The sequence below is a fragment of the Streptomyces pristinaespiralis genome (genome assembly GCF_001278075.1).
Taxonomy (GTDB): Bacteria; Actinomycetota; Actinomycetes; order Streptomycetales; family Streptomycetaceae; genus Streptomyces; species Streptomyces pristinaespiralis.
This window is the reverse complement of sequence record NZ_CP011340.1, coordinates 2,171,039-2,193,836: the sequence shown is the minus strand read 5'-3', so window position 1 is coordinate 2,193,836 and position 22,798 is coordinate 2,171,039. Positions and strand designations below refer to the sequence as shown.

Below are 22,798 nucleotides of genomic sequence, written 5' to 3'. Positions count from 1 at the left end.
CCCTGCGGGCCCCGGCGCATGTCGTCCGGCGGGCGCGGCCGTTCGGCCGGGCCCGTCGGTGGCCGGACCCGTTCGGGCCCGTTCGGGCCCACGCCTTCGGGCCCCACACCCTCAGGCCTCACACCCTCAGGCCCGATCCGGTCAGGCCGGGAAGGCCGCCCTCGCGCACGCGGCGCGCAGTTCCGGCAGGCCGATGAACTCGGTGTGCGTGCCGGCCGAGCCGCACGCGAAGGCGCCCGACACGGAACCGGCGAGCACGCACCGCTCCACGTCGCCGCCCTCGAACAGCGTGTGCAGGAACGCGGTGACGAACGCGTCCCCGGCCCCGTTGCTGTCGACGACGGGCCGTTCCGGGCGTACGGCGGGGAAGTGGCGGACCTTCTCCTCACCGCGTACCAGAAGATGGCAGCCCTCGGCGCCGTCGGTCGCCACGACCATCCGTGCCCGGCCCTGGTCGATGATGCCGTGCAGGACCGGCTCGAGCCGGCCGTGCAGCGCGGCGGCGCTCAGGAAGACGTAGTCGGAGGCGAGGGCGTAGTCGCGGTGGTGCGGATTGCGGCCGTCCCAGTCGTGCAGATCGGTGGAGCTGGTGATGCCGAGCCGGTGGATGTCCTCGTACATGTCGCGGTTGTGGCCGACGATGGACAGATGGACGTGCCGGGCGCGCTCCAGGTAGGGCAGGTAGAAGGCGCGCGGGAGCCGCAGGTCGGCGGGGTGGCGGCCGTCGTAGAAGGAGAAGCGGCGGCCCTGCGGGTCGACCAGGTTGATGCCCCGGGGTGTGCCGTGCGGGGAGACGACATGGCTGAAATCGAGCCCGTGCTCCTCGTACGCGGCGAGCACCGTCCGGCCCTGGACGTCGTCGCCCAGGAAGTCGATGAACTTGGTGGCGAGTCCCAGTGCCCGCCAGCCCAGCGCCACCCCGTTGCCGGTGTGGCCCACGTAGTCGCGCACCGGGGGCACGAACAGCGAGTCACCCGGAGGCACTTCCAGCGCGTCGACGCGGACGATCGTGTCCACGCCGGTGCCGCCCACGACCAGTACGTCGTACCGGGGCTCGCTCATCCCTCGGATCCGTCCCGGCCAGGGGTTGTGAACTGCTGCTGCGTGACCGTGTATGTGTGAGTGCTGGCGTGTAGGGGTGAGTTGTTGTGGGCTGTGGTGTGTGAGGGCTCGCGGGGCGGATGGGGGTTCGTGTGTCGAATGGGTGACCTTTGCGGGTGGTGGGTCGTTGGGGGTGGTGGCGGGTGTGTGTGGTCCGGTGCGGAGGGGGTGGGCACTGTGGGTGGTCTGCGGGAGTTGGTGGCGCCGTTCATGGTCACCGGACCTTCGGGTGTGGCGGTCCGTGACCGGCTGAAGGGCCTGACAGCCGGGGACGAGGAGGTGCTGCGGCTGGTGGGTGCGCATCTCGGCTCGCTGGCCTCGCGTGATCTCAAGGTCCGCTGCGCTGACGGGCTGGAGCACTCCGCCGAGTCGTGGGCGGCCCGGAAGCGCGGCCTGACGGGCGTGTCGTCGTCCAGGTGGGCCGGGTCGATCACGAAGGCCACGCACGATCAGTGGGCACTGGCCCGGCGCGGGCAGGCCGCACACATCCAGGGCCTCGAAGCCGGGATCAGGACGATTGCGCACCGGTTGTCGCTGCCGGTCGGGGCGAAGGGCACGAAGCGTGCCGCGGGTGGTTACCGTTCGCGGCGGGAGTGGCATGCCAAGGCCCGGCGGCTGCGGGTGCTGGAGGACCGTCTTGGGCGGGTGCGGGCCGACCGGGACGCGGGCCGGGTGCGTGTGGTGCGCGGCGGCCGACGCCTGGCCCGTACCCGGCATCACCTTGCCGATGCGGGGCTGACCGCAGCCCAGTGGCGCCGGCGGTGGGAGGCCGAGCGCTGGTTCTTCCAGGCGGATGGTGAGTCGGGGAAGAGGTTCGGCAACGAGACGATCCGCATCACCCCCGAAGGCGACGTCAGCATCAAGCTCCCGGCCCCGCTGGCCCATCTGGCGAACGCCGCGCACGGCCGGTACGTACTCGCCGGGCGTGCGCGGTTTGCGCACCGGGGCTCCGAGTGGGCGGACCGGGTGGCGGCGAACCGGGCCGTGGCCTACCGCATCCACCACGACACCGGACGCGGCCGCTGGTACGTCACCGCCTCCTGGCAGATCCCACCCACCTCTACCGTGCCGCTCGAAGCCGCCCTCGCCCACGGCGTGATCGGGGTGGACACCAACGCCGACCACCTCGCCGCCTGGCGCCTGGACACCCACGGCAACCCCATCGGCAACCCGCGCCGCTTCGCCTACGACCTGACCGGCAGTGCCCCCCACCGCGACGCCCAAGTCCGGCACGCCCTCACCCGCCTCCTGCACTGGGCCCACTCCTGCGGCGTCACCGCGATCGCGGTCGAGGACCTCGACTTCCAGGCCGAGAAGACCAGGGAGAAACACGGCCGCCGACGACGCTTCCGGCAACTCATCTCCGGCATGCCCACCGGACGCCTCCGCGCCCGGCTGACTTCCATGGCCGACCGGACAGGCATGACGATCATCGCCGTGGACCCGGCCTACACGTCGAAGTGGGGAGCGCAGCACTGGCAGAAGCCCCTCACCAGCCCCACCCGCAAGATGAGCCGTCACGATGCCGCGAGCATCGCGATCGGCAGACGCGCCCAAGGGCACCCGATCCGGCGACGGACGACACCGCCCCCGCACGACCAGAGCGATCGTGCGGGGCATCGGACCGTCCAGGCCGGCCCGGGCGCCCTCGGGCGTGAGGAAACCCGCCCCCGCATCCCCGGACCACGCACACGATGCGTGCCCCCGGACGCGGAACGAACGCGGGCAACCAGGGCATCCAACACCGTTCGGGGTGCCCGCAGCGGCCAGGAATGGGTCCAAGACTCACTCCTGCTCACTGAATAGGAACGGTCCGCTTGGCCGCCGAGGCGGTCGAACCGCGGACCACCAGCTCCGGCATGAACACGAACTCGCTGTGCGGGGCGGGGGTGCCCCCTATCTCCTCCAGCAGCGCGCGCACCGACGCCTGCCCCATCGCCTGCACGGGCTGGCGGATGGTGGTCAGCGGCGGATCTGTGAACGCTATGAGCGGCGAGTCGTCGAAGCCGACCACCGAGATGTCCTTCGGCACGTGGAGCCCCTGCTGCCGGGCCGCCCTGATGGCGCCGAGCGCCATCATGTCGCTGGCGCAGGCGATCGCGGTGCACCCCTTGGCGATCAGCGCCGCCGCGGCGGCCTGGCCGCCCTCCAGGGTGTAGAGGGAGTGCTGGATCAGCTCCTGCGACGCCTCCGGCGACAGCCCGAGCCGCTCCTCCATCGCGAGCTGGAAGCCCTCGATCTTGCGCAGCACCGGCACGAACCGCCTGGGGCCGAGCGCGAGGCCGATCCGGGTGTGCCCGAGCGAGGCGAGGTGGGTCACGGCGAGCTGCATCGCGGCCCGGTCGTCGGGGGAGACGAAGGGAGCCTGCACCTTCGGCGAGAAACCGTTGACCAGGACGTACGGGACACCCTTGGCGCGCAGCTGGTCGTAGCGCTGCATGTCGGCCGTGGTGTCGGCGTGCAGTCCGGAGACGAAGATGATGCCGGAGACGCCGCGGTCCACCAGCATCTCGGTGAGCTCGTCCTCCGTGGACCCGCCGGGGGTCTGGGTGGCGAGCACCGGGGTGTATCCCTGCCGGGTCAGGGCCTGGCCGATGACCTGGGCGAGGGCGGGGAAGATCGGATTGTCCAGCTCGGGGGTTATCAGTCCGACCAGGCCCGCGCTGCGCTGCCGCAGCCGCACCGGACGTTCGTAGCCGAGCACGTCGAGGGCGGCGAGGACGGATTCGCGGGTGGCCGCGGCCACGCCGGGCTTGCCGTTGAGCACGCGGCTGACTGTGGCTTCACTGACCCCCGCCTGGGCTGCGATGTCGGCGAGCCGCGCGGTCATGGGAGTGGACTGTACCGGGCGTACGTCCAATTGCCCACCAGGTGCGGGAATCGGCAGGTTCATCGCCTCATGTCGTTGCCGGGGCCGCCGGCGGGGCGTCCGCCGGCATGAAACCTGTCACATCGCTGCAAAGCCTTGCGGAGTGCTTGCGAGGGGCCCACCCAGGGACGCACCCTGGGCGTGGTCCGGTGACAGGGAGGGTGTCAAGCGATCCTTCGGCAACTCTCAGGACACGCGGATGTAACGATCACCCGTCCTTGCAGAAATTTGCCGCAAGGTCTTTCCGATGGTTTTCAGCCCTGTTACGTTCCTGGCAACCCGGCACCGCGAGGGAGCGGACGGCGGGAGGCAGGTCTTCGCCTCCGCCCTTCCGGGATCAGTTGAAGGAGTTCACATGCGGCGTGGCATAGCGGCCATCGCTCTGGTCTCGGCACTGGCCGTGTCGGCGACGGCGTGCGGCGGGGACGACGGCGGCGACACCGGCAAGAAGAGCTCGGGCGAGCTCAGCGGCACGGTCACCTGGTGGGACACCTCGACGGTCGGCAGCGAGGACAAGGTCTTCAAGAAGATCGCCGAGGACTTCACCAAGAAGCACCCGAAGGTCACCGTCAAGTACGTCAACGTGCCGTTCGGTGAGGCGCAGAACAAGTTCAAGAACGCCGCCCAGTCCGGCTCCGGCGCCCCCGATGTCATCCGCTCCGAGGTTGCCTGGACCCCCGAGTTCGCCGACCTCGGCTACCTCGCGCCGCTCGACGGCACCGCCGCGCTGAAGGACGAGGACGACTTCCTCAAGCAGGCCGCGGCCTCCACCAAGTACAACGGCAAGACCTACGCCGCGCCGCAGGTCATCGACTCCATGGGCATCTTCTACAACAAGAAGATCTTCAAGGAGGCCGGTGTCGAGGTCCCCAAGACCATCGACGAGCTGAAGACCGTCTCAGCCACGATCAAGGACAAGACCGGCAAGACCGGCCTCTACCTCCGCGGCGACGACGCCTACTGGTTCCTCTCCTTCCTCTACGGCGAGGGCGGCGACCTGGTCGACGCGAAGAACAAGACCATCACGGTCGACAACGAGTCCGGCGTCAAGGCCATGAAGGTCGTCAAGGACCTGGTCACCTCCGGTGCCGCGAAGACCGACGCCACCGACGGCTGGAACAACATGCAGACCGCCTTCAAGGAAGGCAAGGTCGCCATGATGATCAACGGCCCGTGGGCCGTCGCCGACACCTACGCCGGCCCGGAGTTCACCGACAAGGCCAACCTCGGTGTCGCCCCCGTGCCCGCCGGCTCGGCCGGCCAGGGCGCCCCGCAGGGCGGCCACAACCTCGCGGTCTACGCGGGCTCCAAGAACCTGGACGCCTCGTACGCCTTCACCGAGTACATGACCTCCGCAGAGACCCAGGCCCAGGTCGCCAAGGAGCTCAACCTGCTCCCCACCCGCACCTCGGTCTACTCGCAGCCCGGTGTCGCGAGCAACGAGATCGTCGGCTTCTTCCGCCCGGTCGTCGACAAGGCCGTCGAGCGCCCCTGGATCCCCGAGACCGGCAGCCTCTTCGCCCCGCTCGTCACCGAGTACACCAAGGTCCTCACCGGCCAGACCACCCCTGAGAAGGGCGCGAAGGCGGCGGGCGACGCCTACCGCAAGCTCCTGAAGGACTGGAAGTAACAGGAAGGTTGGCCGGCTGATGGCTGTGGACACCAGCAGCCAGTCGGTGGCGAAGGCCGCGGGCGATGTCGCCCGCGGCCGGAGCCGCGGTACTGGCAAGCCCGAGACGAAGCTCAAGCGTTCCCTCTCCACTCACTGGTACGCCTGGGCGATGGTCGCCCCGGTGACCGTCGTGATCGCCGTGATCATCGGCTATCCGCTGTTCCGCGGCATCTACCTGTCGCTGACGGACGCGAACGAGCGGAACGTCGCCCGGAGCATCGGCGTCAACGAGATTCCCGCCACCTACGAGTTCGTGGGCCTGGACAACTACACGGAGGCCCTGACCGGCGACCAGTTCCTCGGCACGCTCGGCTGGACGCTGGTGTGGACGGTGGCCTGCGTCTCGGTCACCTTCGTCCTCGGCCTCGGCCTCGCCAACATGCTCAACCGCAGGATCGCCGGCCGCTCCTTCTACCGGATGCTGCTGATCCTGCCCTGGGCCGTCCCCGGCTTCGTCTCCGTCTTCGCCTGGCGCTTCCTCTACAACCAGGACAACGGACTCCTCAACAAGATCCTCGCGGGCGGCGGCATCGACGCCGTGCCGTGGCTGAACGACCCGACCTGGGCCAAGTTCTCGGTGATCGCCGTCAACGTCTGGCTCGGTGTGCCGTTCATGATGGTCGCCCTCCTCGGCGGCCTCCAGTCCATCCCCGGCGAGCTCTACGAGGCAGCCGAGATGGACGGCGCGAGCGCCTGGCAGCGGTTCCGCAACATCACGCTGCCCGGTCTGCGTTCGGTGAGCACCACCGTGATCCTGCTGAGCACCATCTGGACGTTCAACATGTTCCCGGTGATCTTCCTGCTCACCCGGGGCGGGCCCGGTGAGGCGACGCAGATCCTGGTCACCCAGGCGTACAAGTTCGCCTTCGAGATCAGCCCGCGGGACTTCGCCCAGTCGTCCACATGGGGCGTGCTGATCCTCGTCCTGTTGATGCTCTTCGCCGCGGTCTACCGGCGAGTCCTCCGCAAGCAGGGAGAAGTCTGGTGACCACCGCCGTGAACACGTCCCGACGCGGCCGCCGTTCGCCGCTGGCCTCCGTCGGGCTGCACGCCACGCTGATCGTGGCCTCCGTGATCGCCGTCTTCCCGGTGCTGTGGGTCTTCCTGACCTCCCTCAAGCCGGCCAAGTACGCGATCACCACGGACTTCGTGAAGGAAACGACCCTCGCGAACTACACCGACCTGCTCGAGAACACCGAATTCCTCACCTGGTTCGGCAACTCGCTGCTGATCGCCGGCCTCACCACCGTCCTCGGCGTCTTCGTCTCGGCGACCACCGGCTACGCGGTCAGCCGCTTCCGGTTCCCCGGCAAGCGCGGACTGATGTGGACCCTGCTCATCACCCAGATGTTCCCGGTCGCGGTCCTGATCGTGCCGATCTACAACATCATGGCCACCATGGGGCTGCTCAACCAGCCGGTGGGTCTCGTCGTCACGTACCTGACCATCGCCGTCCCGTTCTGTGCCTGGATGATGAAGGGCTTCTTCGACACCATCCCGATGGAGATCGACGAGTCGGGACAGGTCGACGGGCTCACCCCGTTCGGTACGTTCTGGCGGCTGATCCTGCCGCTCGCCAAGCCCGGCATCGCGGTCACCGCGTTCTACTCGTTCATCACCGCCTGGGGCGAGGTGGCCTACGCCTCCGCCTTCATGGTCGGCGACGAGAACCTGACGCTCGCGGGCGGTCTGCAGAAGTTCGTCAACCAGTACGGCGCCCAGTGGGGCCCGATGGCGGCGGCCTCCGTGCTCATCGCCATCCCGGCCGCGCTCGTGTTCCTCTTCGCCCAGCGGCATCTGGTGACCGGTATGTCCGCCGGTGCCGTCAAGGGCTGACCACCGTATGAAGCGGCGACGCCGGTCCGTGCCTGATCCCCGGGCCGGCGTCGCACCCCACCCCATCACCTCCAGGGATGACATGACCCAGCACCTTGCTGCCCCCGCCGCCCCCACGTCCGGCACGCACACGGGCTGGTGGCGCGACGCGGTGATCTACCAGGTCTATCCGCGCAGCTTCGCCGACGGGAACGGCGACGGCATGGGCGATCTCGAAGGCGTGCGCAGCAGACTGCCGTACCTGAAGGACCTCGGTGTCGACGCCGTCTGGCTCAGCCCCTTCTACGCGTCCCCGCAGGCCGACGCCGGCTACGACGTCGCCGACTACCGTGCCATCGACCCCATGTTCGGCACGCTCCTCGACGCGGACGCGCTGATCCGCGACGCCCACGAACTGGGTCTGCGCATCATCGTGGACCTCGTGCCCAACCACTCCTCCGACCAGCACGAGTGGTTCAAGCGCGCGCTGCGCGAGGGGCCCGGGTCCCCGCTGCGGGCCCGCTACCACTTCCGCCCCGGCAAGGGCGAGAACGGCGAACTCCCGCCCAACGACTGGGAGTCCATCTTCGGCGGCCCGGCCTGGACGCGTACCGGGGACGGCGAGTGGTACCTCCACCTCTTCGCCCCGGAGCAGCCCGACTTCAACTGGGACAACCCGGCCGTCGCCGACGAGTTCCGCTCGATCCTGCGCTTCTGGCTCGACATGGGCGTGGACGGCTTCCGCGTCGACGTCGCCCACGGCCTGGTCAAGGCCGAGGGCCTCCCGGACCTCGGCGGCACCGACCAGGTCAAGCTGCTCGGAAACGATGTCATGCCGTTCTTCGACCAGGACGGTGTGCACGAGATCTACCGCAGCTGGCGCACCATCCTCGACGAGTACCCGGACGAGCGGATCGCCGTCGCGGAGGCGTGGACGCCGACCGTGGAGCGCACCGCGAACTACGTCCGCCCCGACGAGCTCCACCAGGCGTTCAACTTCCAGTACCTGGGCACCCACTGGGACGCCGCCGAGCTGCGCGCCGTCATCGACAGCTCGCTCGCCGCGATGCGCCCGGTCGACGCCCCCGCCACCTGGGTGCTGTCCAACCACGACGTCACCCGGCACGCCACCCGCTTCGCCAACCCGGCGGGCCTCGGCACCCAGCTCCGCACGGCCGGGGACCGCGAGCTCGGTCTGCGCCGTGCCCGCGCCGCGACGCTGCTGATGCTGGCGCTGCCCGGCTCCGCCTACATCTACCAGGGCGAGGAACTCGGCCTGCCCGACGTCACCGACCTCCCGGACGAGGTGCGCCAGGACCCGTCGTTCTTCCGTGCGGCCGGCCAGGACGGATACCGCGACGGCTGCCGGGTGCCGATCCCGTGGACCGTGGAGGGCTCCTCGTACGGCTTCGGCAGCGGCGGCAGCTGGCTGCCGCAGCCCGACTCCTGGGGCGGCCTGAGCGTCGAGGCGCAGACCGGCGATCCCGGCTCCACGCTCGAGCTCTACCGCAGCGCGCTCGCCGTGCGCCGCGAGCACCCGGGGCTCGGCGCCGGGACGGCCGTGGAGTGGCTGGAGTCCCCGGAGGGCGTGCTCGCCTTCCGCCGTGACGGCTTCGTCTGCACCGCCAACACCACCGGCGCGGTGGTCCGCATCCCGCTGCCCGGCCGCACCCTGCTCGCCAGCGAGACGGTGATGATCGTGGACGACATGGCGGAGCTGCCCGCCGACACCACCGTCTGGTGGGCGGTGTGACGATCCCCCTGCCTCGGGGCGACGGAAACGGCGCCCCGAGGCTCGCCGATCTCGCCCTCCAGGCGCAGGTCAGCGAAGCCACGGTCAGCCGGGTGCTGAACGGCAAGGCCGGCGTCGCCGCCGCCACGCGGCACAAGGTGCTGGCCGCCCTCGACGTGCTCGGTTACGAACGGCCGGTGCGGCTGCGGCAGCGCAGCGCCGGGCTCGTCGGCCTGATCATCCCCGAGCTGACGAACCCGATCTTCCCCGCGTTCGCGCAGGTCATCGAACAGGTGCTGGCGGGCCACGGCTACACGCCCGTGCTGTGCACCCAGATGCCCGGCGGTTCGACGGAGGACGAGCTGGTCGAGCAGCTCGAGGAACGCGGCGTCACCGGCATCGTGTTCCTCTCCGGGCTGCACGCCGACACGACGGCCGACCCCTCCCGCTATCTCAAACTGGCGGGCCGGGGCATCCCGTTCGTCCTCATCAACGGCTACAACGAGGCCGTGGAGGCGCCGTTCGTCTCGCCGGACGACCGGTCGGCGGCGCGGATGGCCGTGCGGCACCTCGTCGAACTCGGGCACGAGCGCATCGGTCTGGCCATCGGGCCCACCCGCTATGTGCCCTCGTCGCGCAAGGCCGAGGGCTTCACCGAGGCCCTCGAAGCCATGCTGGGGCTGGGCGAGGACGAGGCGCAGGGGTTCATCCAGCGCACGCTGTTCTCCGTGGAGGGCGGCCAGGCGGCCGCCGGCCTGCTGCTCGACCAGGGGTGCACCGGGATCGTCTGCGGCAGCGACCTGATGGCGCTGGGCGCCATCAGGGCGGTGCGGGCGCGGGGGCTCGACGTGCCCGGGGACGTCTCCGTCGTCGGCTTCGACGACTCGCCCCTCATCGCCTTCACCGACCCGCCGCTCACGACGGTGCGTCAGCCCGTGCAGGCCATGGCGACGGCGGCGGTCGACGCTCTCGTGGAGGAGATCGACGGAAACCCGGTGCAGCGCACGGAGTTCGTCTTCCAGCCGGAGCTCGTGGTGCGCGGCTCGACGGGTGCGCCGCGGCGCTGAGGCGCGCGCAGAACGGCCGGGCGCCGTCGCGTTCATGGTGAACGCGGCGGCGCCGTAAGGCTGTTCGGGAAGCCCGGGGCCTGCCCCTGATCGGGGCGCGGCGGGGTCTTGTCTGCGGCCCCGGGCCTCCCGCTCGTGGGCCTCGGCCGGCGACGGGGGGCGTTGGCCCGATGCCCGTCTTCGCGCGGCCTGTCGAGGCGTTCCGGTGCTCACGGGCCGGTGGGTGACCGGCCCGGCCGGCCGGGCGCGTAGGGCCCCGGCACTGACCGGAACCCCCGGCCGACCGGACCGGAGTCGTGGTTGAACGTAACACCATTGCAATGGCTTGCGAAAGAGTTTGCGGCCACGAAACAGCGGGTTTTCTAGCATGTCACCGGAGTCTGCCCGAAGGCTTGACCGGCGGCCGGGCGGGCCCTACGGTCTCGTCCGCAACGAGTTTCAGACTTCTTGCAGCAAGAAATCCCCAAGGCCTTGCGGGCACGGCGCGTTGCCGCACGAGGCTGACCCCTCGCATCCGCACCTTCCTGTGAGCCCCAGGAGGAATCATGGCCAGCAGAACCGTGGCCGCGGCACTCGCCGTTGTGGCAGGAGCCGCCGTCGCCGTCACGGCCCCCAGCACCGCCCAGGCCGCCCCGCCCGGCGACAAGGACGTCACCGCGGTGATGTTCGAGTGGAAGTTCGACTCGGTCGCCCGGGCCTGTACCGACTCCCTCGGCCCCGCCGGCTACGGGTTCGTACAGGTCTCGCCGCCCCAGGAGCACATCCAGGGCAGCCAGTGGTGGACCTCGTACCAGCCCGTCAGCTACCGGATCGCCGGACGCCTCGGTGACCGCGCCGCCTTCAAGAGCATGGTCGACACCTGCCACGCGGCGGGCGTCAAGGTCATCGCCGACTCCGTCATCAACCACATGTCCGCCGGTTCCGGCACCGGGACCGGCGGATCCGCGTACACGAAGTACAACTACCCCGGTCTGTACTCCTCGTACGACATGGACAACTGCACCTCGCAGATCAACAACTACCAGGACCGCGGGAACGTGCAGAACTGCGAGCTCGTCGGGCTGGCGGACCTGGACACCGGCGAGGAGTACGTCAGGGGCAGGATCGCCGGGTATCTGAACGACCTGCTGACGCTCGGCGTCGACGGCTTCCGCATCGACGCCTCCAAGCACATGCCCGCCGACGACCTGGCCGCCATCAAGGGCAAGCTCACGAACCCGGGCATCTACTGGAAGCACGAGGCCATCCACGGCGCGGGCGAGGCCGTCTCCCCGAGCGAGTACCTCGGCAGCGGCGACGTCCAGGAGTTCCGCTACGGACGCGGCCTCAAGCAGGTCTTCACCGGCGGGAACCTCACGAGTCTGAAGAACTTCGGCGAGGGCTGGGGCTTCATGGAGTCGGGCAGGTCCGCCGTCTTCGTCGCCAACCACGACACGGAGCGCGGCGGCGACACCCTCACCTACAAGGACGGGGCCAACTACACACTGGCCCACGTGTTCATGCTCGCCTGGCCGTACGGATCACCCGACGTCCACTCCGGCTACGAGTTCACCCAGCACGACGCCGGGCCGCCCAACGGCGGAGCGGTGACCGCCTGCTACAGCGACGGGTGGAAGTGCCAGCACTCCTGGCGGGAGATCTCCTCCATGGTGGGCCTGCGCAACACCGCCCGCGGCCAGGGCGTCACGAACTGGTGGGACAACGGCGCCGACCAGATCGCCTTCGGGCGGGGCACCAAGGCGTACGTCGCCATCAACCAGGAGGGCGCCGCGCTGACCCGTACCTTCCAGACCTCCCTGCCGTCCGGCACCTACTGCGACGTGCAGAGCGGCAGGAGCGTCGCCGTCGACGGCTCCGGCCGGTTCACGGCCACCCTCGGCGCCGGCACCGCCCTCGCGCTGCATGCCGGCGCGCGTGACTGCGGCGGCGGCTCCACCGACCCCGGACCGGTGAGCGCGGGCGCGTCCTTCGCCGTCAACGCCACCACGGTCGTCGGCCAGAACATCTACGTGACCGGCAACCAGCCGGCGCTCGGCAACTGGAACCCCGCCGGCGCCGTCAAGCTCGACCCGGCGGCCTACCCCGTCTGGAAGGCCGAGGTGAACCTCGCCGCCGGTACGTCCTTCGAGTACAAGTACATCCGCAAGGACGGTGCAGGCAACGTCACCTGGGAGAGCGGCGCCAACCGCACCGCCACCGTCCCGTCCTCCGGCAAGGTCGCGCTGAACGACACCTGGCGCAACTGACGCCACCCCCGTGCTGCCCCGCGTCCCTCCCCGGGCGCGGGGCACCGCACTCGCACCACAACCACCCTCATCCAGGAGAGACCCGCCTTGATACGCCCCCGTGTCCCGCTGCGCCACATCGTGGCCGCAGCCGCGGCGACGGCGACGGTCGCGGCGCTCGTGACCGCCCTTCCGGCGGCCGCGGCGCCCGAACCGCCCAAGCCGCCGTCGGACAGATCGCTTGCCGCAGAGCCCGCCCGCCACGACCTCACCCGCGAGCAGTTCTACTTCGTCCTGCCCGACCGCTTCGCGAACGGTGACCGCGGCAACGACCGCGGCGGACTGACCGGTTCGCGCCTCTCCACCGGTTACGACCCCACCGACAAGGGCTTCTACCAGGGCGGCGACCTCAAGGGCCTCACCGAGAAGCTGGACTACATCAAGGGGCTCGGCACCACCGCCATCTGGATGGCGCCCATCTTCAAGAACCAGCCCGTGCAGGGCGAGGGTAAGGACGCGGGCGCCGGCTACCACGGCTACTGGATCACCGACTTCACGCAGGTCGACCCGCACTTCGGCACCAACGCCGACCTGGAGAGGCTGATCGACAAGGCCCACGCCAAGGGCATGAAGGTCTTCTTCGACGTCATCACCAACCACACCGCCGACGTCGTGGACTACAAGGAGAAGTCGTACGGCTATCTCTCCAAGGGCGCCTTCCCCTACCTGACGAAGGACGGCGTGCCGTTCGACGACAGCGACTACGCCGACGGCACCAGGCGCTTCCCCGGCACCGACGAGGACTCCTTCCCGCGCACCCCCGTCGTGCCGGACGCGAAGAAGAACCTCAAGGTCCCCGCCTGGCTCAACGACCCGGAGATGTACCACAACCGCGGTGACTCGACCTTCGCCGGCGAGTCCGCGGAGCACGGTGACTTCGTCGGCCTGGACGACCTGTGGACCGAGCGTCCCGAGGTCGTCGAGGGCATGGAGAAGATCTACCAGCGCTGGGTCCGCGACTTCGACATCGACGGCTTCCGCATCGACACGGTCAAGCACGTCAACACCGAGTTCTGGACCCGGTGGGCGACCGCGCTGGACGAGTACGCGGCCGAGCGCGGCCGTGACGACTTCTTCATGTTCGGCGAGGTCTACTCCGCGGACCCGGCCATCACCTCGAAGTACGTCACCCAGGGCCGTCTCGACGCCACGCTCGACTTCCCGTTCCAGGACGCGGCACGCACCTTCGCCTCGCAGGGCGGGTCCGCCGAGAAGCTGGCGAACCTCTTCGCGCAGGACTACCGCTACACCACCGACAAGGCCAACGCCTACGAGTCGGTGCCCTTCCTCGGCAACCACGACATGGGCCGGTTCGGCACCTTCCTCGCGCAGGACAACAAGGACGCCGACGACGCCGAGCTGCTGAAGCGCTACAAGCTCGCCAACGAGCTGATGTTCCTCAGCCGCGGCAACCCCGTCGTCTACTACGGCGACGAACAGGGATACACCGGGGCCGGCGGTGACAAGGACGCCCGCCAGACGCTGTTCGCCTCGAGGACCGCCGACTTCCTGGACGACGACCAGATCGGCACCGGCCGCACGCACGCCGAGGACGCGTACGACACCTCGCACCCGCTCTACCGCCAGATCGCCGCGCTCGCCGAGCTCACCGAGGCGCACCCCGCGCTGCGCGACGGCGTCCAGCAGCAGCGGTACGCGCAGGACTCGGTGTACGCCTTCTCCCGCACCGACGCCCGGGCGGCGACCGAGTACGTCGTGGCGGTCAACAACGCCACGGAGGCGAAGACCGTCCAGGTGCCGACCGGTTCGGCCGCCATGGACTTCACCGCGATCCACGGCACCGACGGCACCGTCCGCAGCGGGGCCGACAAGAAGATCGAGGTGACCGTCCCCGCGCTCTCCTCCGTCGTCCTCAAGGCGGCCCGGCCCCTCGCCGCCCCCGCCGCCGTGCCCTCGATCACGCTCCAGGCACCCGGGGCCGGCGCGACCGGCACCGTCGAGATCTCCGCGGACGTCGACGGCGGGCAGCTGAACCGCGTCGTGTTCGCCGCCCAGACCGGCAACCGCAAGTGGCAGGTCCTCGGCTCCGCCGACCACGCCCCCTACAAGGTCACCCAGCACATCACGGCCCCGGCCGGAACGGCCCTGCGCTACAAGGCCGTCGTCGTCGACAGGGCGGGACGTACCGCCGGTGCCACGGCCGCCACCACCAGCGGCGCCCCGGCCGTCGAGCAGCCGCCGAGCGCCACCCAGCGCGACTACGCGATCGTCCACTACAAGCGCGCCGATGGGGGTACCTCCCAGGCCGAAGGCTCTGGGGGAGACTACGACGACTGGGGCCTCTACACCTGGGGCGACATCGCCGAGGGCGAAGGCACCACCTGGCCCGCGGGCAAGCCGTTCACCGGCCGTGACGCCTACGGCGCGTTCGCCTACGTCAAGCTCAGGCCCGGCGCCTCCTCCGTCGGCTTCATCGCCGTGAACAAGGACGGCGTGAAGGACACCGACGCCGACCGCGCGATCGACCTGTCGAAGACCGGCGAGGTCTGGATCGAGCAGGGCAAGCCGGAGGTGCGGAACACGGCCCCCGAGGGCGCCTATCCGCCCCAGGACACCGGCAAGGCGATCCTGCACTACAAGCGGGCCGACGGCGATCACGCCGGCTGGGGCCTGCACACCTGGACCGGTGCCGCGAACCCGACCGACTGGTCGAAGCCGCTGGAGCCGGTGCGGACCGACGCGTACGGCGCGGTCTACGAGGTGCCGCTGGCACCCGGCGCCACCTCGCTCAGCTACATCCTCCACAAGGGCGACGAGAAGGACCTGCCGTCCGACCAGTCGCTCGACCTCAAGGGAGTCGGCCACGAGGTGTGGCTGCTCGCCGGACAGCAGAAATACCTGCTGCCGCAGCCCAAGGGCGGCGGAGCGGCCCTGGACCTCACCAAGGCCCAGGCCGTCTGGATCGACGAGAACACGGTCGCCTGGAAGGGCAGCGACGCCGCGGCCTCCAGCGCCCTGCTCTACTCGCGGGACGGCTCGATCGCGGTCAAGGACGGGACGCTCACCGGCGACCGCCGTGTGCTGCGCCTCGGCAGGACGGAGCTCACCGACGCGCAGAAGGAGAAGTTCCCCCACCTGTCCGGCTACACCGCCTACACGGTCGACCCGCGTGACCGCGACCGCGTCCGGGAAGCGCTGAAGAGCCAGCTCGTGGCGGCCCAGTACGCCGCCAACGGAGCCGTGGTCACAGCCACCGGGGTGCAGATCGCCGGAGTGCTCGACGACCTGTACGCGAACAGGGCCACCAAGGCCGACCTCGGCGCCACCTTCGACCGCAAGGGCGTGCCGACGCTGCGGCTCTGGGCGCCCACCGCCCAGCACGTCTTGCTCGAACTCGAGGGGAAGAACGTGGCGATGCGCCGCGACGAGGCGAGCGGCGTCTGGTCGGTCAAGGGCAACAGGAGCTGGAAGGGGGACACGTACCGCTACCACGTGAAGGTGTGGGCCCCCACCGTCCAGAAGGTCGTCACCAACAAGGTCACCGACCCCTACTCGGTCGCGCTGACGACCGACTCCACGCACAGCGTCGTGGCGGACCTGCGCGACAGGTCGCTGGCGCCCAAGGGCTGGTCGACGCTGAAGAAGCCCGCGGCCGTGCCGCTGAAGGACGCCCAGATCCAGGAGCTGCACATCCGCGACTTCTCGATCGCGGACGCCACGGCGGAGAACAAGGGCACCTACCTCGCCTTCACCGACAAGGACAGCAAGGGCTCGCAGCACCTGCGTGAACTCGCCGGCGCCGGCACCTCGTACGTGCACCTGCTGCCCGCCTTCGACATCGGCACCATCCCCGAGAAGAAGTCGGACCAGCAGCAGCCCGAGTGCGACCTGTTGATCTACGCACCCGACTCGGACGAGCAGCAGGCGTGCGTCGCCGCGGCGGCCGCCAAGGACGCCTTCAACTGGGGCTACGACCCGCTGCACTACACCGTCCCGGAGGGCTCGTACTCCACCGACCCGGACGGCACGAAGCGCACGGTCGAGTTCCGGCAGATGGTGAAGGCGCTGAACGAGGACGGCCTGCGCACCGTCATGGACGTGGTCTACAACCACACCGTGGCCGCCGGACAGTCGGACAAGTCCGTACTGGACAAGGTCGTGCCCGGCTACTACCAGCGACTGCTGGCCGACGGCAGCGTCGCCACCTCCACCTGCTGCGCCAACACCGCGCCGGAGAACGCGATGATGGGCAAGCTCGTCGTCGACTCCATCGTGACCTGGGCGCGCGACTACAAGGTGGACGGCTTCCGCTTCGACCTGATGGGGCACCACCCGAAGGAGAACATCCTGGCGGTGCGCGCCGCGCTCGACGAGCTGACGCTCGAGCGGGACGGCGTGGACGGCAAGAAGATCATCCTCTACGGGGAGGGCTGGAACTTCGGCGAGGTCGCCGACGACGCCCGGTTCGTCCAGGCCACCCAGAAGAACATGGCGGGCACCGGCATCGCGACCTTCTCCGACCGGGCGCGCGACGCCGTCCGCGGCGGCGGGCCGTTCGACGAGGACCCGGGTGTGCAGGGCTTCGCCTCCGGTCTCTACACCGACCCCAACACCTCGAAGGCCAACGGCAGCGAGGCCGAGCAGAAGGCGCGGCTGCTGCACTACCAGGACCTCATCAAGGTCGGTCTGTCCGGCAACCTCGCGTCCTACTCCTTCACCGACACCAGCGGCCGCACCGTCAAGGGCTCCGAGGTCGACTACAACGGCGCCCCGGCCGGCTACGCCGCCGTGCCGGGTGACGCCCTGGCCTACTCGGACGCCCACGACAACGAGTCGCTGTACGACGCCCTGGCCTTCAAGCTCCCGGCCGGCACCTCACCGGCCGACCGGGCCAGGATGCAGGTGCTCGCGATGGCGACCTCGGCACTGTCGCAGGGGCCGTCGCTCTCCCAGGCGGGCACGGACCTGCTGCGGTCCAAGTCGCTGGACCGCAACTCCTACGACAGCGGTGACTGGTTCAACGCCATCCACTGGGACTGCCGTGACGGCAACGGCTTCGGCCGGGGACTGCCGCCGGAGGCCGACAACAAGTCCAAGTGGGGCTTCGCGAAGCCGCTGCTCACCAAAGCGTCACTGACCGTGGGCTGCGCCGAGATCGACGGCGCCTCCGCGGCCTACCGGGACCTTCTGAAGATCCGCACCGGTGAGCCGGCCTTCGGCCTGTCCACCGCCGGTCAGGTCCAGTCGGCGCTGTCCTTCCCGCTGTCGGGCAAGGACGAGACCCCCGGTGTGATCACGATGCGGCTCGACGACCTGGTCGTGGTGTTCAACGCCGGTCCGCAGCAGCGGACCCAGCGGGTCGCGGAACTGGCCGGCGAGGACTACGCGCTCCACCCCGTCCAGCGCGCGGGAGCGGACGCGACCGTCAAGTCGTCCGCCTACGACAAGAGTTCGGGCACGTTCACGGTCCCGGCACGCACGGTAGCCGTCTTCGAACGCGGCTGAGCATCTCCGACCGATCCCCTGGCCCGGACCCCCGGGCCAGGGGATCGCTGTCGTTCGGGGGTGCGGCTTCCTGTTCCTCCATCCGTGTCGCTGTTGGGCCGAACGGGTGAGGGGGGTGAGGATGGGCCCATGAGTAGGTACGAGAGGTACGACGTCACCGACGAGCAGTGGGAGGGCCTGGCCCAGGTGGTCCCGCTGCGCGGCCGCAACGAGTGGCCGTCGCGGGTCGACCACGTCACGGTCCCACGGGAGTACGAGGCCGCCGAGCACCGTCGTTTCATCGTCCTGCGCGTACAGGTCTTCGGTGACGCGCGCGAGGTGGCCGAGTACCTCGTCGCCGGGATGCCGGTGCTGCTGGACCTCACCGGGGCGGACACCGACGTCGCCAAGCGGATCCTCGACTTCAGCAGCGGTGTGGTGTTCGGACTCGGGTGCCAGATGCACCGGGTGGACCGGAACGTCTTCCTGCTCGCGCCCGTCGGCACCGAGGTCGAGGGAGCCACCGCCGCCGCCGTACCTCATTCGTAGGAAGGTCCCTCAGGCGGAACGGTTCGTCGTCTCCAGGGCTGCGTACCGTCCCGATCATGGACGCGAAAACGCAGGTCATGGGCGCGGGGACGCGGGTCGTGGACCCGGCACAGGTCATGGACCGTACACAGGTCGTCGGCGGCGAGCAGGTCATGGGGCCCACGCAGGCCGGGGGCCCGTCGCAGGCCGAGGACCCGGACGCGTCGCCCGGCCGGGGGAGCGTCGCCCGGCCCGCCGTCACGCAGTTACGGCTCTCCGCGTTCAGGTCGCACCGCGCCGCCGCCTTCCCGCTCGGCCCCATGACGCTCTTCGCGGGGCCGAGCGGCAGCGGCAAGTCCAACGCGCTCCAGGCGTACGAGGCCCTGGCACTCCTGGGCGCCGGCCGCGACCTGGCCACCGCGTTCCCCGAACCGGCCGAATGCGTCCCCGAGCGGGCCGCCGCCGACAGACAGGGGCGGCGCGGATTCCGTATCGGCTGCACGGTCGACGGTCCGGCAGGCCCGGTCCTGCTCGACCTGGCCGTGCAGACCGAGCCGAGCCTGCGGGTGGCGGGCGAACGGCTCACCGGCGGCGGCCGGACCCTGCTGACCACGGCGCTGCGCGACCCCGCACGGTCCTTCGTGGAAGCGGCGTGGCACACGGCGGGCTCCGCGACCGTCACCCGGGGTCCGCTGCCGGACGACCGGCTGGGCACCGCTCTGCTGCCGCTGCGTGTCGCGGGGAGCACGGCGGCGCAGTTGCAGGTGCTCGCCGCGGCCGAGCAGGTCGTGGTGGCGCTGCGGTCGGTGTTCGCCTGCGACCCCCGGCCGGAACGGATGCGCCGGCCGGTGCCGGCGGGGGCCGGGCGGCTGCGCCGCGGGTGCGACAACCTGGCCGAGGTGCTGCACCGCACACGCAGTGAATGCGCCAAGCGGCACGCGCGGCTCGCCTCCGCGGCGCGGATGGGGTGCGCGGGAGCCGTGGCCGACGTCGCGGTCGAGGAGCTGGCGGGCGGGCAGGTGCGAGCCCTGCTCGCACGGGGCGGTGCGCTCGGCTCGACACCGGTGGGGCGGCTCGGCGAAGGGGAGCTCAGGTATCTGGGACTCGCCCTGGTGCTGCTCACCGGGCCGGGCGTGCTCGCCATGGACCAGGTGGCGGAGGTGCCGGTGGCCTACCAGTCGCTCACGGTGCTCGCCGACGGGTTCGACCGCAGCCTCGACCCCGAGCAGATGCGGCAACTGGTGGCGCTGGGGGCGGAGATGTGCGCGCGGGGACACATCAGGCTGGTGGGGACCGTCACTGACGCGTCGTGCGCGCGGGGGATCGACGGTGTGACGGTGGTAGACCTGGTGCCATGACGAGAGACGACGGGCCGGATGTCGAAGGGCTGCAGCGCAGACTGGCAGATTTCGCGGCGGCGCGCGGCTGGGAGCCCTACCACACGCCGAAGAACCTGGCCGTGGCGCTGAGCGTCGAGGCGGCCGAACTGGTCGAGATCTTCCAGTGGTTGACGCCGGAGGAGTCGGCGCGGGTGATGGAGGAGCCGGAGGGGGCGCACCGGGTGCGCGACGAGGTCGCGGATGTGCTGGCGTATCTGCTGCAGTTCTGCGAGGTGCTCGGGATCGACGCCCTTCAGGCGCTGTCGGAGAAGATCGACCGCAACGAGATCCGCTTCCCGCCGAAGTGAGAACCGGGGACGAACAGCCGGGTAGCCCTGGGCATACACCGCGCTTCGTCACTCTCCGGAGTTGTCGAGTTATCCACAACGGCCTTGCTGTCCACAGATTTCCGAATTCCCCTGGCTTTTCGGCTCAATGGGCTTCACTCTGGGTAATGAACTCAGTGGGCAGGCTTTCGTACGAACGGGGGTGCGTACATGGATGCGGAACGGCTCGTCAGAATGTGCCGACAGGCGCTGGCCCAGAGCCGCGCGGTGCCGGACATCGTCGCGGAGGCATGGCAGGCACTGGCACTCGCGCAGGCGATCGGCGCCCGGCTGGCGCTCGTCGGCCCGACGGAGCTGCGGGGCGAGGCCAGAGGGCTTGGCGAGATCGGCGGTCGCGGATGCGGCGTGCTCGACCATCCGATGGTGCGCAGCGGCACCGTCCGGGCCACGGGACTGACGGAAGTGGCCGACCCGGAGGCCGCGTTACTCGGTCTGAACGTCCTGCTCGGCGACGTCGGCATCGCACTCGTCGGCGTCGCCTGCGCCACGGACGACGAGGGGCTCTACTGGCAGTGCATCGAGACGATAGACGCCGCCGACGAGTCGAGCGACCGGGTGCGGGGAATGCTGCGACGGCTCGCCGAACGGGAACCGGACCGGCCTCCCGAAACCGTCCGCGGCCGCGCCGGGCCCTGACGGCACCGGGAGACTCGGGGCCGCGACGGGCCGGGAGTCCAGGGTGCAGGATGGAGCCATGGATCTTCGAATCTTCACCGAGCCCCAGCAAGGGGCGAGCTACGACACCCTGCTGACCGTCGCCAAGGCCACCGAGGACCTGGGCTTCGACGCGTTCTTCCGCTCCGACCACTACCTGAGCATGGGCTCCTCCGACGGACTTCCCGGACCGACGGACGCCTGGATCACCCTGGCCGGACTCGCCCGTGAGACCAAGCGCATCCGTCTCGGCACCCTGATGACGGCCGGCACCTTCCGGCTGCCCGGTGTGCTGGCCATCCAGGTCGCCCAGGTCGACCAGATGTCGGGCGGCCGGGTCGAACTGGGCCTCGGCGCCGGCTGGTTCGAGGAAGAGCACAAGGCGTACGGCATCCCGTTCCCGAAGGAGAAGTTCGCCCGCCTCGAGGAGCAGCTGGCGATCGTCACCGGACTGTGGGCCACGGAGGTGGGCAAGACCTTCTCCTACGACGGCACGCACTACCAGTTGTCCGGCTCTCCCGCACTGCCCAAGCCCGCCCAGCAGAAGATCCCCGTGCTGATCGGCGGCCACGGAGCGACCCGCACACCCCGCCTCGCCGCACAGTACGCGGACGAGTTCAACCTTCCCTTCGCCTCCATCGAGGACACCGAGCGGCAGTTCGGCCGGGTGCGCGCCGCCGCGGAGAAGGCCGGCCGGGCCCCCGGCGACCTCGTCTACTCCAACGCGCTGGTGGTCTGCGTCGGCAAGGACGACACGGAGGTGGCCCGTCGCGCGGCGGCGATCGGCCGCGAGGTGGACGAGCTGAAGGCGAACGGCCTGGCGGGCTCGCCCGCGGAGGTCGTCGACAAGATCGGGCGCTATGCCGCCACCGGCTCCTCCCGCCTCTACCTCCAGGTGCTCGACCTCGACGACCTCGACCACCTGGAGCTGATCTCCTCGCAGGTCAGCTCGCAGCTGAGCTGACCGAGGGGGAGCACCGTGAAACCCGCCCGTACGCTCGCCGCCGCCCTCGAGGAAGGCATCGTCGTCCTGGACGGCGGTCTGTCCAACCAGCTCCAGGCGCAGGGCTGCGACCTGTCCGGCGGTCTCTGGTCGGCCCGGCTGCTCGCCGACGACCCGGAGCAGATCCGGGCCGCGCACACGGCGTACGTACGGGCGGGTGCCCAGGTGCTCATCACCTCGAGCTACCAGGCCACGTTCGAGGGGTTCGCCCGGCGGGGAACCGGCCGGGCGCAGGCAGCAGGACTACTGGGCCGCAGCGTCGGCCTGGCCAGGTCCGCGGCGGACGCCGCCGGCCACGAGGTATGGGTCGCCGCTTCCGTCGGACCGTACGGCGCCATGCTCGCGGACGGCAGCGAGTACCGCGGCCGGTACGGGCTCGGCGTGCGCGAGCTGGAGCGTTTCCACCGGCCGCGTATCGAGGCGCTCGCCGCCGCCGGACCCGACGTGCTCGCCCTGGAGACCGTGCCCGACACGGACGAGGCACAGGCGCTGCTCGAAGCCGCGGAAGGGTGCGGCGTGCCGCTGTGGCTGTCGTACACGGTCGCGGAGGGCCGCACCCGCGCCGGCCAGCCGCTCGCCGAGGCGTTCGCGCTCGCCGCCGGGCGTGACGAGGTCATCGCCGTGGGCGTGAACTGCTGCGACCCGCGCGAGGCCACGGCCGCTGTCGCGCTCGCCACGGAGATCACCGGAAAGCCGGCCGTCGTGTACCCGAACAGCGGCGAACGGTGGGACGCCGCCTCCTCGTCCTGGCAGGGCGGGTCGGGGTACGACCCGGTCAGGGTGCGCGAATGGCGCGCGGCCGGGGCACGGCTGGCCGGCGGCTGCTGCCGCGTCGGCCCGCGCGAGATCGCCGAGCTCGCGCGGCTGCTGCACTCCTGAGCGGCCGGACACGCCCCGTGGC

The 22,798-nt window shown here is 70.4% G+C and carries 16 protein-coding genes; 14 read left to right on the top strand and 2 right to left on the bottom strand.

Annotated features, from left to right (window positions below; translation table 11 throughout):
• Positions 1 to 141: 141 nt before the first annotated feature.
• Positions 142 to 1,062: a carbohydrate kinase family protein gene (locus SPRI_RS09150; protein WP_005310648.1), complete on the bottom strand. Its 921-nt coding sequence runs from the start codon at positions 1,060 to 1,062 to the stop codon at positions 142 to 144.
• A gap of 216 nt (positions 1,063 to 1,278) precedes the next feature.
• On the opposite strand from SPRI_RS09150, the gene SPRI_RS09145 reads away from it, so the two are divergent.
• Positions 1,279 to 2,907, top strand: coding sequence for an NACHT domain-containing protein (locus SPRI_RS09145; RefSeq protein ID WP_005310646.1), 1,629 nt, complete (start codon positions 1,279 to 1,281; stop codon positions 2,905 to 2,907).
• Here SPRI_RS09145 and SPRI_RS09140 read toward each other — a convergent pair.
• Positions 2,897 to 3,931 carry a LacI family DNA-binding transcriptional regulator gene (locus SPRI_RS09140; protein WP_005310644.1) on the bottom strand — a complete coding sequence of 345 codons (1,035 nt, stop codon included), beginning with the start codon at positions 3,929 to 3,931 and terminating at the stop codon, positions 2,897 to 2,899. The genes SPRI_RS09145 and SPRI_RS09140 overlap by 11 nt on opposite strands.
• A gap of 394 nt (positions 3,932 to 4,325) precedes the next feature.
• Between SPRI_RS09140 and SPRI_RS09135 the strand changes: the two genes are divergently transcribed.
• The 13 genes from SPRI_RS09135 (at position 4,326) to mmuM (ending at position 22,776) form a co-directional block, all read left to right on the top strand.
• The gene (locus SPRI_RS09135; RefSeq protein ID WP_005310642.1) at positions 4,326 to 5,600 is read left to right on the top strand and encodes an extracellular solute-binding protein; all 1,275 of its coding nucleotides are present in this window, start codon (positions 4,326 to 4,328) and stop codon (positions 5,598 to 5,600) included.
• Between the two features lie 19 nt (positions 5,601 to 5,619).
• Complete coding sequence (locus tag SPRI_RS09130; RefSeq protein ID WP_005310640.1) at positions 5,620 to 6,630, top strand: carbohydrate ABC transporter permease; 1,011 nt, start codon at positions 5,620 to 5,622, stop codon at positions 6,628 to 6,630.
• Positions 6,546 to 7,478, top strand: coding sequence for a sugar ABC transporter permease (locus SPRI_RS09125; RefSeq protein ID WP_005310638.1), 933 nt, complete (start codon positions 6,546 to 6,548; stop codon positions 7,476 to 7,478). Before SPRI_RS09130 ends, SPRI_RS09125 begins: the two co-directional genes overlap by 85 nt.
• A gap of 82 nt (positions 7,479 to 7,560) precedes the next feature.
• A complete protein-coding gene (locus SPRI_RS09120; RefSeq protein ID WP_037773523.1) occupies positions 7,561 to 9,210 on the top strand; it encodes a glycoside hydrolase family 13 protein in 1,650 nt (549 codons plus the stop codon).
• Positions 9,198 to 10,256 carry a LacI family DNA-binding transcriptional regulator gene (locus SPRI_RS09115; RefSeq protein WP_005310634.1) on the top strand — a complete coding sequence of 353 codons (1,059 nt, stop codon included), beginning with the start codon at positions 9,198 to 9,200 and terminating at the stop codon, positions 10,254 to 10,256. The genes SPRI_RS09120 and SPRI_RS09115 overlap by 13 nt, the downstream gene beginning before the upstream one ends.
• 545 nt (positions 10,257 to 10,801) lie before the next feature.
• The gene (locus SPRI_RS09110) at positions 10,802 to 12,502 is read left to right on the top strand and encodes a carbohydrate-binding module family 20 domain-containing protein (protein WP_005310632.1); all 1,701 of its coding nucleotides are present in this window, start codon (positions 10,802 to 10,804) and stop codon (positions 12,500 to 12,502) included.
• 87 nt (positions 12,503 to 12,589) lie between these two features.
• Complete coding sequence (gene pulA, locus SPRI_RS09105; RefSeq protein ID WP_005310630.1) at positions 12,590 to 18,007, top strand: pullulanase-type alpha-1,6-glucosidase; 5,418 nt, start codon at positions 12,590 to 12,592, stop codon at positions 18,005 to 18,007.
• Positions 18,008 to 18,136: 129 nt separating this feature from the next.
• Positions 18,137 to 18,535 carry a cell division protein SepF gene (locus SPRI_RS09100; RefSeq protein WP_005310628.1) on the top strand — a complete coding sequence of 133 codons (399 nt, stop codon included), beginning with the start codon at positions 18,137 to 18,139 and terminating at the stop codon, positions 18,533 to 18,535.
• A gap of 116 nt (positions 18,536 to 18,651) precedes the next feature.
• Complete coding sequence (locus SPRI_RS09095; RefSeq protein ID WP_374987876.1) at positions 18,652 to 19,872, top strand: AAA family ATPase; 1,221 nt, start codon at positions 18,652 to 18,654, stop codon at positions 19,870 to 19,872.
• On the top strand, positions 19,869 to 20,201 hold the full coding sequence (locus SPRI_RS09090) for a nucleotide pyrophosphohydrolase (RefSeq protein ID WP_005310624.1): 333 nt from the start codon (positions 19,869 to 19,871) through the stop codon (positions 20,199 to 20,201). Before SPRI_RS09095 ends, SPRI_RS09090 begins: the two co-directional genes overlap by 4 nt.
• A gap of 189 nt (positions 20,202 to 20,390) precedes the next feature.
• On the top strand, positions 20,391 to 20,876 hold the full coding sequence (locus SPRI_RS09085) for a DUF6099 family protein (RefSeq protein WP_005310622.1): 486 nt from the start codon (positions 20,391 to 20,393) through the stop codon (positions 20,874 to 20,876).
• Positions 20,877 to 20,934: 58 nt separating this feature from the next.
• The gene (locus SPRI_RS09080; protein WP_005310620.1) at positions 20,935 to 21,858 is read left to right on the top strand and encodes an LLM class F420-dependent oxidoreductase; all 924 of its coding nucleotides are present in this window, start codon (positions 20,935 to 20,937) and stop codon (positions 21,856 to 21,858) included.
• 15 nt (positions 21,859 to 21,873) lie between these two features.
• The gene (mmuM, locus tag SPRI_RS09075) at positions 21,874 to 22,776 is read left to right on the top strand and encodes a homocysteine S-methyltransferase (protein ID WP_005310618.1); all 903 of its coding nucleotides are present in this window, start codon (positions 21,874 to 21,876) and stop codon (positions 22,774 to 22,776) included.
• The last annotated feature ends 22 nt before the right edge of the window (positions 22,777 to 22,798 follow it).